The organism is Actinopolyspora sp. BKK2, from assembly GCF_011291845.1.
GTDB lineage: Bacteria > Actinomycetota > Actinomycetes > Mycobacteriales > Pseudonocardiaceae > Actinopolyspora > Actinopolyspora saharensis.
Window position 1 is genome coordinate 574,483 of record NZ_JAANTE010000002.1, and the last position, 14,141, is coordinate 588,623.

The 14,141-nt window shown below is 71.4% G+C and carries 12 protein-coding genes; 3 read left to right on the forward strand and 9 right to left on the reverse strand.

What is annotated here, in order from left to right; genetic code table 11:
• Positions 1-15: 15 nt before the first annotated feature.
• From G9Q41_RS06500 to G9Q41_RS06525, 6 genes are all read right to left on the reverse strand, one after another.
• Complete coding sequence (locus tag G9Q41_RS06500; RefSeq protein ID WP_165631800.1) at positions 16-1,728, reverse strand: serine/threonine-protein kinase; 1,713 nt, start codon at positions 1,726-1,728, stop codon at positions 16-18.
• A gap of 131 nt (positions 1,729-1,859) precedes the next feature.
• A complete protein-coding gene (locus G9Q41_RS06505; protein WP_165631799.1) occupies positions 1,860-3,341 on the reverse strand; it encodes a serine/threonine-protein kinase in 1,482 nt (493 codons plus the stop codon).
• A gap of 447 nt (positions 3,342-3,788) precedes the next feature.
• Positions 3,789-4,427 (reverse strand): hypothetical protein, encoded by a 639-nt coding sequence (locus G9Q41_RS06510; protein WP_165631798.1) that lies wholly within the window; start codon positions 4,425-4,427, stop codon positions 3,789-3,791.
• A 155-nt stretch (positions 4,428-4,582) separates the two neighbouring features.
• Entirely contained in the window at positions 4,583-5,620 is a 1,038-nt protein-coding gene (locus G9Q41_RS06515) for a hypothetical protein (RefSeq protein ID WP_165631797.1), read from the reverse strand.
• 29 nt (positions 5,621-5,649) lie between these two features.
• Positions 5,650-5,814, reverse strand: coding sequence for a hypothetical protein (locus tag G9Q41_RS06520; RefSeq protein WP_165631796.1), 165 nt, complete (start codon positions 5,812-5,814; stop codon positions 5,650-5,652).
• 411 nt (positions 5,815-6,225) lie between these two features.
• Positions 6,226-6,543 (reverse strand): hypothetical protein, encoded by a 318-nt coding sequence (locus tag G9Q41_RS06525; protein WP_165631795.1) that lies wholly within the window; start codon positions 6,541-6,543, stop codon positions 6,226-6,228.
• Between the two features lie 160 nt (positions 6,544-6,703).
• On the opposite strand from G9Q41_RS06525, the gene G9Q41_RS06530 reads away from it, so the two are divergent.
• The gene (locus G9Q41_RS06530) at positions 6,704-7,495 is read left to right on the forward strand and encodes a 3-hydroxybutyrate dehydrogenase (protein WP_092526246.1); all 792 of its coding nucleotides are present in this window, start codon (positions 6,704-6,706) and stop codon (positions 7,493-7,495) included.
• 224 nt (positions 7,496-7,719) lie between these two features.
• Here G9Q41_RS06530 and G9Q41_RS06535 read toward each other — a convergent pair whose 3' ends face one another.
• Positions 7,720-8,028: a chorismate mutase gene (locus G9Q41_RS06535; protein ID WP_165631794.1), complete on the reverse strand. Its 309-nt coding sequence runs from the start codon at positions 8,026-8,028 to the stop codon at positions 7,720-7,722.
• Between the two features lie 376 nt (positions 8,029-8,404).
• On the opposite strand from G9Q41_RS06535, the gene G9Q41_RS06540 reads away from it, so the two are divergent.
• Both G9Q41_RS06540 and G9Q41_RS06545 read left to right on the forward strand, forming a co-directional pair.
• Positions 8,405-10,903: a UvrD-helicase domain-containing protein gene (locus G9Q41_RS06540; protein WP_165631793.1), complete on the forward strand. Its 2,499-nt coding sequence runs from the start codon at positions 8,405-8,407 to the stop codon at positions 10,901-10,903.
• A gap of 211 nt (positions 10,904-11,114) precedes the next feature.
• Complete coding sequence (locus tag G9Q41_RS06545; RefSeq protein ID WP_165631744.1) at positions 11,115-11,426, forward strand: hypothetical protein; 312 nt, start codon at positions 11,115-11,117, stop codon at positions 11,424-11,426.
• A 62-nt stretch (positions 11,427-11,488) separates the two neighbouring features.
• Here the strand turns inward: G9Q41_RS06545 and G9Q41_RS06550 are convergent, their stop codons facing one another.
• Positions 11,489-13,084 (reverse strand): hypothetical protein, encoded by a 1,596-nt coding sequence (locus tag G9Q41_RS06550; RefSeq protein ID WP_165631792.1) that lies wholly within the window; start codon positions 13,082-13,084, stop codon positions 11,489-11,491.
• Positions 13,081-14,007, reverse strand: a complete 927-nt coding sequence (locus tag G9Q41_RS06555) for an ABC transporter ATP-binding protein (RefSeq protein ID WP_165631791.1) — start codon at positions 14,005-14,007, stop codon at positions 13,081-13,083. Before G9Q41_RS06555 ends, G9Q41_RS06550 begins: the two co-directional genes overlap by 4 nt.
• Positions 14,008-14,141: the final 134 nt, after the last annotated feature.

Sequence of the window (14,141 nt, forward strand, 5' to 3'; positions counted from 1 at the left end):
AGCCGCCGGGGTCCGTCAGCTGACCCCGCTGTCGGTGTTGATCAGCGGTTCTCCGCCCCGGACGATCATGCCGAGGACGTGCCTCTCGGTGCTGCTCTTGTCGTCCTCCCGCTTGTAGCGCAGCACGACATGCACCCTGTCGTCCCCGTCGACCCGCGGTCCGTTGACGATCTTGACGTCCTCGATGGAGTCCCAGAACTCCTCGTAGTCCTCCTTGCCCACCGACTTGAGCTGCGGACCGAGCATCTTCCACGTCGCGTCGGTGTCCTCGGTCACCTTCGCGTAGTACTTGCGGACGGTCCGGGCCAGGGATTTGTCCGAAACGGACTTCGAGGTCTTCGAGGATTTCGCGGACTTTGGGCTCGAGGAGCTCGTCGACTCGGTGGTGCTCGTGGTGGTCTCGGTGGAGGTGGTGCTCGTGGTCCCGTTGCTCTCCGCGCTCGCGGAGGACTCGGCCTCGTTCGCCGGGCCGGAGCTGTTCACGGAGCTGCTCCGCGTTCCGGCGGAAACCGCTTGAGAACCGTTCCTCTCCTCCGAGGCGACCGCGTTGGCGACCAGTATTCCGACCAGGGCGGCCAGCACCACGGCCACGGCCCATCCGATGAGCGCCCGCTTGACCCGGGGGGAATCAACCCCGCTGCGCGCGGGGGATCCCACTCGCGTGGGGGGACTCGCCGCGGGCGGAGAGGCAGCGGAAGATGCGGCTGGAGACGCGGCGGAGGGACCGGCGGCGGGGGCGGCCGCGGTGGGCTGCTGCTGTCGAGCGGCCGAGGGAGGTTGTTGCGCGGGAGGGGGCGGAGCGGAGGGCCCCATCATCCCGGGTGAAGGCGACGGGGAGGGATTGCCGCCCGGGTGGGGCGGTGGTGCTGCTGGGGGCTGAGGTCTGCTTTGGACACCGGGAACGGGTCTGCCGTCGTGCACGGCCTGCAGCATGTCCCTGGCCTGCGCCATGGTGGGACGTTCCACCGGATCGGCACGCAGCAGCTCCATCAGCGCGGGGGTCATCGGCCCGGCGTGACGCGGGTACTCCACCTGGCCGCGGGAAACCCGGTGGAGCAGGCTGATGGCGTTGTCGTCTATCCCGAACGGCGGATGTCCCTCGATGGCGGCGTAGAGCGTGGAACCGAGGGAGAACACATCCGAGGCGGGAGCGGGATCCCGCCCCAGCGCCACCTCGGGGGAGAGGTAGGCCGGGGTGCCGGCGAGGATCCCGCTCTTGGTCACGGCCACGTCGCCCACGGCGCGCGAGATGCCGAAGTCGGTGATCTTGGAGGTGCCGTCCTCACCGATCAGGATGTTTCCCGGCTTGAGATCCCGGTGCACGATCCCGGCCAGGTGCGCGGCCGCCAGCGCCCCGGCGACCTGAGCTCCGATGCCCGCGGTCTCGACCGGGGGAAGCAGCCCGCCGTCGGAGATCCGCGAGGCCAGGCTGGTGGAGGGCAGGTACTCCATCACGAGGACGGGTTGCCCGTCCTCCTCGGCCACGTCGAAAACCGCGATGGCGTTCTGGTGCTGCAGCCGGGCCGCGATGCGGCCCTCGCGCATCGAACGCTCGCGGGCTTCCCTGGTCTCGGCCTCGGTGTGCCCCTGCTGCAGCAACAACTGCTTGACCGCGACGGTGCGCTGCAGGCGCTCGTCGACCGCGCGCCAAACCACCCCCATCGCACCGCTGCCGATGCTCTTGTGCAGCCGGTAGCGTCCCGCGATCAGACGACCTTCGTCGCTCACAGCTCTCCCCGGTACTGGCGGTGTCGGTGACTGGATGGACTGGTTGGGCCCGCGGACGGGCCAGCGTCACACGACGGGTCCAACCGTACTGCGTGAACGACGAGCCCCCGCAAGGCGGTTGGCGAACCGACTCACTCAGCGCTGGAGTCCGCTCCGTTCGGAGAATCGGTCGACTCGTCGACGGTACTGCCCGCGTCCGTGTCCGTGGTGGTTGTCGTCGTGTCCGTCTCCTGCGTTTCAGTGGTGGAAGTCGAGGATTCGGAGCTCGGAGTCGACGTGGAGGTCTCCGTCGGGGAGGTGGTCGTGCTGGTCTCCTCTTCCTCCGTGGTCTCCTGCTCCCGGGTGGTCTCGTAGTAGTCCTCGTCCTCGGTGTAGCCGCCCCACTGCCGCTCCGAGGTGGTCGGCTCCGAGGTGGTCGTGGAGGTGGTGGTGCGCTCGCTGCTGGTCTCCCCGCCGGCGGGAGTGACCCGGTCACCTCCGCTGTCGTTGCCGAGCAACGAGGTCACGACCAGGATCCCCGCGGCGACGGCCGCGACGAGCAGCACGCCCGCGGCCACCAGCGGCCCCTTGCCGCGGCGCTTGTTCACCGCGGAGTCCGCCCGGGTGTCCGAGCCGAGGTAGGCGTTGGTCGCGCGGGTGTCCCCACCGCTGTAGAGATCGTCCTCCTGCGGGGAACCGGCGACCATGGTGCCGCCCCCGTTGTTCGCGGGGGTGGTTTCGGTGGCCGCTGCCGTGCCCGGCGACATCGCGGGCGGGATGGGAACGGGTCTGCTCGGGACCGAGGTGACGGCCTGCCCCTCGGACACGGCCTGCAGCATCTGCCTGACCTGGGCCATGTCCGGGCGGTCCTCGTTGTTGGCCTGCAACATGGCCATGAGCGGGTCGGTCATCGGGCCCGCCTGCTGCGGGGGCTCGACCTTGCCCGCTGCCACGGCGTGCAGCAGCGCGAGGGTGTTCTCGCTCTGCCCGAACGGCGGACGCCCCTCGATGGCCGCGTAGAGCGTGGCCCCGAGGGAGAACACGTCGGAAGCCCCGCTGGGTTCCTTGCCGCACGCCACGTCGGGGGACAGATAAGCGGGGGTGCCAGCCAGCATCCCGGTCTGGGTGACCGAGATGTCTCCCTGCGCCCGCGAGATGCCGAAGTCCGTGATCTTGACCGTGCCGTCCTCGCCGAGGAGGACGTTGCCCGGTTTGATGTCCCTGTGGACCACCCCGACCGCGTGCGCGGCGCCGAGGGCGTCCGCCACCTGGGCACCGATGCGGGCGACCTCACGTGGGGGCAGCGGGCCGTGCTCGGACATCATCGCGGCCAGGCTCGTGGAGGGGAGGTACTCCATCACGAGGACGGGTTGCCCCTCCTCCTCGGCCACGTCGTAGACGGACACCGCGTGCGGGTGCTGCAACCGCGCCGCTATGCGCCCCTCGCGCATCGCCCGTTGCCGTGCTTCTTCCGCCTCGGCCGCTTCCAGGCCGGGTTGCATCACCAGTTGCTTGACCGCGACCGTGCGCTGCAGGCGTTCGTCGACACACTCCCACACAACACCCATCGCGCCGCTGCCGATGCGCCGCTGCACCCGGTAGCGTCCGGCGACCAGGCGACCTTCGTCGCTCACCGACGTCTCCCCGTACTGCTCTCGGTCCCACTCCCTGCCGAGCCGGCTGTGCCGGTCCGGTGGTTCGTCGGGATCGGTGGATTTTTCGCGGGCCGTGCGCGGCCCTCCGACATGTACACGTTCACTGTGCGGGCCCGGCCGGCTACCGAAGTCGACCGCCCGTGATGCGGCAGCTTAGTCCACGGGGAACCGGTCGCGGCCCGAAGTTCTCGAAATCGGCGGAGCACGGCGGCGTCGCTGTGCTCGTGTCGACGGCGGATCCCACCCACTCCTCCCGGACCGGCAGGCACCGGAGATGTGGCGGTCGTTGCCGCATCGTTGTGAGAATACCGGCCGGAACGTGTTCTGGCGGTAGCCGTCCCGTCTTCGTGCGTGAAAGCCGCGTGCGCCGGGCGGAAGCGTGTGAAGCCGCTCACTGCGCTCCGTGCGGGGATGGAGCGGGGCCGTTCAGCCCCGCTCGCCGGCGCGTTGCAGCCGGGCCGCCCGCAGCCGCACCCGGGAGATCCGCGGGTCGCTGCCGCGGGTGATCGAGAAGGAGTGCCGCAGCGCGATGCCGGTCCCCGCTTCGTCGCGCGCCGCCACGGTGGCCAGCACCTCTCCGTTCCCGGTCGGGACGATCTCCTGCGGGCGGATCGAGCTCAGCGCACGCCAACCGCGCGCTATCCGGAGGCGTTGGCGGTCCGTGAGGCTCGCCGAGACCAGGCTCAGCGCCCGTGCCGGATCGCTGCTCAGCAGACGGTAGAACTCGCGCACCACCCCGGTGGACTCCCGCGCGCTTTCGGGCGGGGGATCGGCCGAGGAGTCCGCGGCCCGCGTCCGGCTCGCGGATGACCGGGGTGTCTCGGGCGGAAGTCGTGGTGGGGACCAGCCGGCCTGCTCGAACAGCACGTCGACCCGGAGCGCGGTGGAACCGGCCGCCCCCTTGCGGGCGGTCCACCCCGACGGGCGCGTGACCGACTCGGAGAGCACGGTGCCGATGATCCCGGCGCCCCCCAGAGCGAGGAACGCGGCCAGCGCCCCGGCCGCCGCTCGCGCCGAGCGCGGGAAGCGCGTGTCGGACGTCGAGCGGCCGGCGGTTCCGTTCACCTGAGGCCGCTCCGGGCGCTGCGCGGTTTCCCGCTCCGGTGCTGCCGGAATGTCGTCCTCCCCTCCGGTGAGGTGGTGTTGTCCAGGCGGTTCCTGCTGCTGTCGAGCTCGCCGCCTCGGTGGGAGCGGCCGTCGCGCTCCACCCGAGCGGCGGCTCATGAGGACCGGCCGGAGGGAGCGCCGTCGGACAGCGGGACGTCGGCGATCACCCGGCGTCGGTCCTCGTCGAATCTCAGGCGCCGGTGGGTGGTCCGGGGCGTCCCGTCCCGTTCGATGCGCAGCTCGGTCACCGTGCTGTCCGTGGCCGCGGTGGTGGCCACGATCTCGATCTCCTCCGCGCCCCGGTAGGGAGCGGAGAACTCCGCGAAGTCCGCGCGGCGCAGTCTTCCTCCCGTCATGCGGTGGGCACTGCGGAGATCGCCCGCGGCGATCTCGGAGAAGTACCGCTCGGTGAGCCGGCGCATCCGGGACCACCTCGTCGTCGCGGTGTGCTGCTGCTCCGCCAGTGCGGTGGCGGACTCCGCGGGAGTGGGGCGCGAGCTGGTGCTGCCCGTGCTCGTCGGTACCTGTCGGTCCGGGGGCGAGTCCGCGTCCGGCCCCGCTTCCGGCGATCCGGAGTCGCTCTCGGTGGACTGCGGTGCGAACTGCTCCCCCGAGGGGAGCTCCGAATCCCCGTGTCGTGGGGAGACGGCCCGGACGTCGGTGCTGTTCGACGAGGTGCTCGGGTCCGCGGGGGAAGACTCGGAGGAGGAGCGCGGTGTGCGCGGCGGGGGAACCGGGACGCATCCGCCGGGAACGCTCGGATCGCTCAGCGCGGCGGGGCGGGGGTAGTCGTCACCGCGCGGCATGTGCGGCACCTCGGCCGTGTGGTGGATCGGTTGCTGCGGGGCGAGGGCGACCGTGGCGAGCACGATCCCGCCGAGAGTGGCCGCGGAGGACAGCACGGCGAACCAGCCGGCTCGTCGCCAGCTCTGCGGCGGGGTCACCGACGCCGGGACCATGCCGAGGTCGAACTTCTGCAGCACGTCCTCCTCCGCGGAGGAGGACCCGGCGGGCGGCGCTCCCGCTCTCGCCGCGCGGCACTCCGTCAGGCGCACGCACCGCCGTTCCGGGGCGCCGCCCCGCGGAGCGGGGGTTTCCTCGGGAGCGTCGTCGAGCTCTCCCGACCAGCCGTTCGGCTTGGCGCTGTCCATCGCAACCGACTTTCCGTCCCGTCTCGCGTTCAGACCGCGCCCGCGCTCCGGAGGGAGCCGGGCAGTCGGCGCGTCGAACCGTGGCGGCGTTCTGCGCCGGTTCCCGGGTCATCGGAGTCGACGTGGCCGGGACGGCCGGTGGCCACGAGCTCGTGCCCGGGCGCAGCGGGAGGACGATCTTGCTTGGCGGTCATGGAGACAGGCTAGAGGCAACCGTGATCCGTTGCGCAACGGGTCGGCCTAGGCACGATCGGTGATTACCGCTCGGTTGGCTGCTCGCATTCCTGAGCAACGCGTCCCCCGAGCGGGAGCGGGGCGCCGATGGGTGTTCGCGCGGTGACCGCTGGCGCCCCCGTGGAGAGGAGCCGTCACCGGCGCGGTCGCGGCGGACGACGGATGGGCGAGCGCGGGCACGCTTGGGGCGGACAACCCGCTCGTGTCCACCGGGGACCGAGCGACGGTGGGGTCCCCGGTTCGGTCCGGGACGAGCGCTTGCTCCGGCGGGACCGGTTCGCAGACCGGTGGCGCGGCCACTCGCGGGGCGTTCCCGAGCGGTTCGCGCTGCCCTCCGCACCGCCCGGGCGAACCGAGCCGAGAACCCCGCCTCAGTAGCGCCCCGCGTGGAAGTCGGCCTGCGTGCTGCGCAGCGCCGTCATCGATCCGATGCCCGCTCCGCCACCGAGCAGGATCGCGAAGACGTCGGCCGCGACACCGCCACTGGAGATCAGCAGGGCCAGCAGGCCCAGCCCCAGCGTCACTCCCGCGACGGGAGCGCGTTTCTTGGTGAAGTTCACCGCGTTCTGCCCGCCGGGGCGTTTCCGGGCCGCGTTGGAGAGCAGGGCGAGATAACCCGCGTGCCCCGCCGCGGCCAGCACGGCCAGGAGAGTGACCAGAAAAGCGACAACATCGACAATCGTGCCCATGCGTTCAGTCTGCCCGCTGCCGCGCCCGTTGGGTACAACGGATTTCCCCGGGGAAGGTGTTTCCCGTTCGTCCTGAGCCGGTGGGACGACCATCGGATGCCGCAGTGAAAACCCCTGTGCGGCTGTTGGACAGCGCCGGAATCACCACTAGTTTGCTGATATGGGTGACAGCTCGGCTGCCGCGTTCCGGCCACGAGCGGGATCCGCGGGAGAACTGGCGGGCAAACGGGCGCTCGTTACCGGGGCGGGGAGCGGGATCGGCGCGGCCGTGTCCAGAAGACTGGCGGCGGCGGGTGCCGAGGTGCTGCTCGCCGACCGGGCGGCCGAATCGGTGGAGGAGGTCGCCTCCGAGATCGGCGCCCGGCACACCGTCGTGGACCTCTCCGAACCCGAGGCCGTCGCCGGGTTGGGGGAGGAGGCCGACATAGTGGTCAACAACGCCGGCCTCCAGCACGTGGCTCCCGTGCACCAGTACCCGCCGGAGATGTTCTCGCTGCTGCTGGACGTCATGGTCCAGGCGCCGTTCCGGATCATCCGCGCGGCCCTGCCGGGGATGTACCGCAGGGGGTGGGGGCGCATCGTCAACATATCGTCGGTCCACGGGCTGCGGGCCTCCCCGCTGAAAAGCGCGTACGTCACGGCCAAGCACGGGCTCGAGGGGCTGTCGAAGACCGTCGCGGTGGAGGGGGCCGAGCACGGGGTCACGTCGAACTGCATCTGCCCGGGATACGTCCGCACGCCCTTCGTCGAGCAGCAGGTGAGCGAGCACGCGGTGCGTCACCGGGTGCCGCGCGAACAGGTGATCGACGACGTGCTGCTGGCAAGGACCCCGGTGAAGCGGCTGGTCGAGCCGGAGGAGGTCGCCGAACTGGCCGTCTGGCTGTGCGGTGATTCGGCCGTTTCCGTCACCGGTTCCTCGTTTCCGATGGACGGTGGCTGGGCAGCGCACTGAGGTGCCGGAGCACTGAGATGCCGGGGTCCGCGAGTTCTCGGCCCGGCTCGCCGGGCGCGGCCGGCGGAACCCCGGAGCGGCACCCGGCCGCGGGCCCCGACGTCGGGCAGCACCACCGCCCGACGTCGGGACGTCCGCGCCGGCCACGCGTCCGCGAGCTCGCGGCGGTGCCGGCTGCGCGGGTGGACGCGAACGGGTTCACCGCTCGATTCCCGGGACGGGGTTCAGTGGCCGAGCCTGCCGCGGCCGAGCCGGAGCAGGATCATGGCCAGCTCACGCCCCTCGGGGCCGAGCTCGCGGTAGCGCGCGAGCACGTCCATCTCGCGGTTGTAGACGATGCGGGGGCCTCCGGCCGCCATCCGCTCGGTGCCTATGCGGTGGGACACCTCTGCGCGGCGCTTGACCAGCCGCAGGATCTCCTCGTCGAGGTGGTCGATCTCCTCCCGAAGGTTCTCGCCGGAACTCTCCTCGGCGGACCACTCGGACTCGGGCGTCTCGGCGTTGCTCTGATCGCTGTCCACAGGCGTGTTCACTTCGTCCTCCGGGTCGTCGGCCCTGGAGCTCGACCCGGATACGCGCAAGCCCCGGGTCCGAGGACTCCGGGGCGTCGTGGATATGGAGCTCACACAGCTACGGGCGCCGGAGTCCTGCGCCCGTAGAAAAACTGGTAAAGCCGCGTAAGCACACGACCAGTGTGCCACACCGAGGCGCTCCGCGGCCAAGGCGACGGTGTTCCGCCGTTCGGGGGAGACCTCCTCCGGGCGCGTTCGTCCCGTCCGGGAGGACCGTCCGGGCGGAGCTGTGGAACAACGCGCCGCTGAATCCCGTTGCGCCCGGGGCGCGCGGCCGAGGTGTTCCGGTGCGGTTGTCGTCGGTGGCCGCCGGGGCGGGCGGTACTCTGAACTACCGATGAGCACCCTGTTCGACGTCCCCGCCGAAGGCCCCGGTCACTCCGAGGGAACCAACTCCCCGGCGAGATCGGGGGAGCAGGCCCCCGCCGGGGGACACGGCCGCGCGCGCGAGGCGCTGCAGGAACGGACGGGAGAACCGTTGCTCGACGAGATGAACCCGCAGCAGCGGGAGGCGGTGCTGCACAGCGGATCACCGCTGCTGGTCGTGGCCGGGGCGGGCTCGGGAAAGACCAAGGTGCTCACCCACCGGATCGCCCACCTGCTGGAGGCGCGCGGCGCGCACCCCGGGCAGATAATGGCGATCACGTTCACCAACAAGGCCGCCGTCGAGATGCGGGAACGCGTGGCCGAGCTGGTGGGCCGCCGCGCCAACGCGATGTGGGTGTCGACCTTCCACTCGATGTGCGTGCGCGTCCTGCGTCGCGAGGCGAACGTGCTCGGGCTCTCCAGCAACTTCTCGATCTACGACGCGGACGACTCGCGCCGGTTGATCACCCTGGTCAGCAGGGATCTCGAACTGGACTCCAAGCGCTACCCGGTGCGCACCCTGGCCGGGCAGATATCCAACCTGAAGAACGAGCTCGTCGACCCGGAGACCGCCGCGGAGCGAGCGGGCAACGATCTGGAGCGCAAGGTCGCCGAGGTGTACGCCGCCTACCAGCGGCGGCTGGGCGAGTCCAACGCGCTCGACTTCGACGACCTGATCATGCGCACCGTCACGCTGCTGCGGGAGCACCCGGCCGTGGCCGAGCACTACCGGCGTCGGTTCCGCCACGTCCTCGTCGACGAGTACCAGGACACCAACCACGCCCAGTACGCCCTGGTCCGCGAGCTGGTCGGCACGGAGACCAGCGCGGAGGGCACGCCCCCGGGTGAGCTGTGCGTCGTCGGAGACGCCGACCAGTCGATCTACGCCTTCCGCGGCGCCACGATCCGCAACATCGAGGAGTTCGAGCGCGACTACCCGCAGGCGCACACCATCGTGCTCGAGCAGAACTACCGCTCCACGCAGACGATCCTGTCCGCGGCCAACTCGGTGATCAGGTCGAACACGGGCCGTAGGGAGAAGCGGCTGTGGAGCGAGGCCGGTGAGGGCGACCCCCTGGTCGGTTACGTGGCCGACAACGAGCACGACGAGGCGGCCTTCGTGGCCGCCGAGATCGACCGGCTGGTCGACTCGGGTGAGGCCACCTTCAACGACATCGCGGTGTTCTACCGCACCAACAACCAGTCGCGCGTGTTCGAGGAGGTGTTCATCCGCCTCGGTCTGCCCTACAGGGTGATCGGCGGGGTGCGCTTCTACGAGCGCCGCGAGATCCGCGACGCGCTGGCCTACCTGCGGGTGCTGGACAACCCGGAGGACACCGTGAGCCTGCGCCGGGTGCTCAACGTTCCCAAGAGGGGGATCGGCCAGCGCGCGGAGACGATGCTGTCCGAGTACGCCGACCAGGAGCGGATCTCCTTCGCGACGGCTCTGCGGCACGGTGCGCGCGGTGAGATCACGCGGCTGAACTCGCGCGCGGCACGTGCGGTGGCCGGTTTCGTGGACCTGCTGGACGAGCTGCGCGAGCTCGTGCCCACCACCGAGGTCGCCGACCTGCTGCAAACCCTGTTCGCCCGCACCGGATACCGGGCCGAGCTGGAGAGCAGCGAGGATCCGCAGGACGCGAGCAGGGTGGAGAACCTGGATGAGCTGATCGCCGTGGCGCGGGAGTTCGGCGAGACGCGGGCCGCCGCCAGGGATTCCGCGGCCGAGCCCTCCGGGGACTCCGCCGCCGGTGAAGCTGCACCCGCGGAGCAGGGCCCCGAGCAGGCCCCCGAGCAGGACGCGGACGAGGGGTTGCCCGACGACTCCCTCGGGGCCTTCCTGGAGCGGGTCTCGCTGGTCGCCGACGCGGACGCGCTGCCGGAGAACGGGGACGGTCTGGTCACGCTGATGACGATGCACACGGCCAAGGGGCTCGAGTTCCCCGTGGTCTTCGCCGTGGGCTGGGAGGACGGGATCTTCCCGCACACCAGGGCGTTGGGCGACGCCGCCGAGCTCTCCGAGGAGCGGCGGCTCGCCTACGTGGGGATCACCCGCGCCAAGCGGCGGCTGTACGTGTCCCGCGCCCTGATGCGTTCCGCGTGGGGACAGCCGATGACCAATCCGGCGTCCCGGTTCATCACCGAGATCCCCGAGCACCTGGTGGAGTGGCGCAGGGTCGAGCACGAGCGCTCGGCACCGCGTGAACGGAGCAGTTGGTCACCGAGGGACGGTGCGGACGGCCGGAGGTCCGGCGGCGCGGCCGAGCGAGCTTCCGGCTCCTCCGACTGGAAGAAGACGGTGCCGATCAAGCTGTCCGAGGGGGACAGGGTCAACCACGACAAGTACGGGCTGGGCACGGTGCTGTCCACTGAGGGCGAAGGTGTGCGCGCCACCGCCACCATCGACTTCGGCGACTCCGGGACCCTGCGGTTGATGCTGATCGGCAGCGTTCCCCTGGTCAAGCTCTGATCGGAGCCCGCCGCGCCGCGGATCTTCCCGCGCGGAGCACGTCGATCCGCAGCCGTTCCGGGAACGCGCGCGGAACTTCCCCCGAGGCGGGTGTCGCGGGGACCGGTTACGACAACCGGGTTGCGAATCGTCTGATTCGCCCCGAATCGGCGGACGTGCGCGTATGGTTCGTGGTCTCGAACACGTGTCGTCGCAGTGGGGTGAGTCCGTCATGCCGCAGAACTTGTTCGTGCTCGGGATCCCCGTGCTGGCCCTGGCGCTGTTCCTGGCCGTCACGGTGATCGTCATGGTTCGGGAGCTCATGGTCGAGCGCGGTAAGCAGCGGACTCCCACCTGGGGACCTCCCGCGGGGGACCGCCGTTCCTCCCGAAGCGGGGACCACGTCCACACCACCGGAATGGGTTTTCCCGGTGCGGGTGCCGGCGGTGCTGCTCCCGGAGGAGGCGGTGCAGGCGGTGGCGCAGGCGGCGGATGCGGAGCTGGTGGTGGATCCGGCGGAGGCGGAGGTGGCGGGGGCTGCTGAGCCCACCGCCGACCCCCACCGCTGCCGTCGGCACGGCCGGAGCGGGTCGTGCCGGGCCTCGGTCACGCGACGTCGCGTCGCCGGAACGCGGTGACCCCGACCACCATCAGGACCACCGCCGTGACTGTCAGCGCGATCAGCGGGGTGGCTTCCGGATCGCCGGTGGGCAGCATCGGGGTGTGCGCGAAGGGCGACACCTCGGCGAGCCAGTCGGGCAGCCGCAGCAGCGGTCCGAACATCCCCACGAACACCGCCCAGGCCAGCACCAGCCAGCCGAGTCCGCTCGCCGCGGGCACCAGTCCGAACAGGAGCGTGGCGATCCCGGCCAGCACCCACACCGCGGGCAGGTGCGCCAGGGCAGCGGCGAGCACGCGGAGCGCGTCGCTGCCGTCCCCGCTGGCCGCCGCGCGGACGAGGCCCGCGCCCAGGCCGCCCCCGCCCAGCACCAGCACGCTGCCGGTGATCGTGGCGGCCAGGCTCGCCACCGCCCACCTGGCTCGGGACAGCGGTGTGCCGCCGAGCAGGGGTTCCAGCCGTCCCGCCGACTCCTCGGCGCGGGACAGGCCTGCCGACTGCAGGGCGAACCCGCCGGCGACCATGGCCATCAACGAGACGTAGGTGGCGATCATGGTCTCGGCCGAGTCCGCCTGCCCGCGCTGCTCGAAGAAGCGCTGCGCGGTCTCGTTGCTGGCCACGAACCTGGCCGCCTGCTCGGCGATGGTCCCCACGAAGGCGCCGAACAGGACGAATCCGACCGTCCACCCCGTCAGCGCCCCCCGCTGCAGCCGCAGCGCCAGTGCGAACGGGCCGGACAGCGAACCGGAGGCCGACGTCCTGCCGAGGCCGCCCCGGACGAGCCCGGCCCCTTCGTCCCTGCGGGCGCGGAGCGTGCCGGCCAGGACCACCAGCAGGACCGTCAGCAGCAGCGCCGGGATCAGCGGCCACCAGGTCCCGTCGACGTAGGCCCGGGTGCGCTGCGCCCAACCGATGGGGGACAGCCAGGACAGCGTTCCGTCCCCGAGATCTCCCGCCCCGCGCAGGGCGAAGCACGCGGCCAGCAGGGCTCCGGCGAGGCCGCTCGCGGCGCGGCCGTGCTCCATCAGCTGGGCCGTCACGGCGGCCACGGCGGTGAACACGAAGCCGACCGAGGTGAGCCCCGCCGCGAACAGCAGCGACCCGGCGAGGCCCAGCTCGGGGAGCGTGGCCGGCAGGCCGAGGCCGAGCACCAGCCCGAGCACGAGGTTCACCCCCAGCACCGTGATCAGCGCCGCGGCGAGCGGGGCGTGGCGGCCGACGACGGCCGAGCGCAGCAGCTCGGTCCGTCCGCTCTCCTCCTCGTGCCTGCTGTACCGCACCACGAGCAGGATGCTCATCAACGCGATGAGCACGGCCGTCATCCCGCCCATCTCGTTGGCGGTCATCGCGCCGTAGGTGTAGTCCTCCCGCCCGAAACCGGGGCCGGTGAGCACCACGGTGGCCGGGTTGTTCATCAGGGCGGCCCGGGCCTGCCGCTCGGCCGCCGTCCCGTACGCGGTGGGAAAGCTGGCCACGCTGCCGAGCAGGAAGACCGCCACCCCGGCTATCCACGCGGGGATGCGTATCCGGTCCCTGCGCAGGATCAGCTTGACGAGCGCGCCCGTTCCGGCGGTTCCGCTCATCGGGGGACCTCCTGCTGCGTCGCGTTCCCGGAGTCCTGCTCGTAGTGCCGCAGGAACAGCTCCTCGAGGGTGGGTGGCTGGCTGGTCAGGTCGTGCACGCCGATCCGGGTGAGTCGGCGCAGCAGCTCGTCCAGCGCGGGGGTGTCCACTTCGCAGCGGATCCGGGCGCCGTCGACGACGAGGTCGTGCACCCCGGGGAGATCCTCCAGGCCTTCGGGGGGAGCGGAGAGCTCGGCGGTGACCGAGGTGCGGGTGAGGTGGCGCAGTTCGGACAGCGTGCCGGACTCCACCGTGCTGCCCGCGCGGACGATCGTCACCCTGTCGCACAGCGCCTCGACCTCGGACAGGATGTGGCTGGACAGCAGGACCGTGCGCCCCTCCCGCCGCTGCTCGCGGACGCACTCGCGGAAGGTCTCCTCCATCAGCGGGTCCAGCCCGGAGGTCGGCTCGTCCAGGATCAGCAGTTCGCACTCGGAGGCCAGGGCGGCCACGAGCCCGACCTTCTGCCTGTTGCCCTTGGAGTAGGTGCGTGCCTTCTTGCGCGGATCGAGGTCGAACCGTTCGAGCAGCTCGGCCCTGCGCCGGGTGTCGATCCCGCCGCGCAGCCGCCCGAGCAGGTCGATGACCTCACCGCCGGAGAGGTTCGGCCAGAGGGTCACGTCGCCGGGGACGTAGGCGATCCGGCGGTGCAGCGCGGTGGCGTCGTTCCAGGGGTCCCCACCGAGCAGGCCCGCTGTTCCCGAGTCGGCTCGGAGCAGGCCGAGCAGGATCCTGATCGTGGTCGTCTTGCCCGCTCCGTTGGGGCCGAGGAAGCCGTGGACCTCCCCGGAGCGCACCTCGAGGTCGAGTCCGTCGAGCGCTCGGGTGGCTCCGAAGTTCTTGGTCAGTCCGGCGACGGAGATAGCCGGGGGTGCGGAATTCATGTCGATTCCTCCGGGATACCCGTTCGGGAGGTTGTTCGCGTGTCGGCGCTTTCGGTCCCGCGCCGGTTCAGCGCCGGTTCAGCCAGCGTGGCGCGGTCCGTTGACGTGGCGCTGTCGCGCTCGTCGGCGGATCG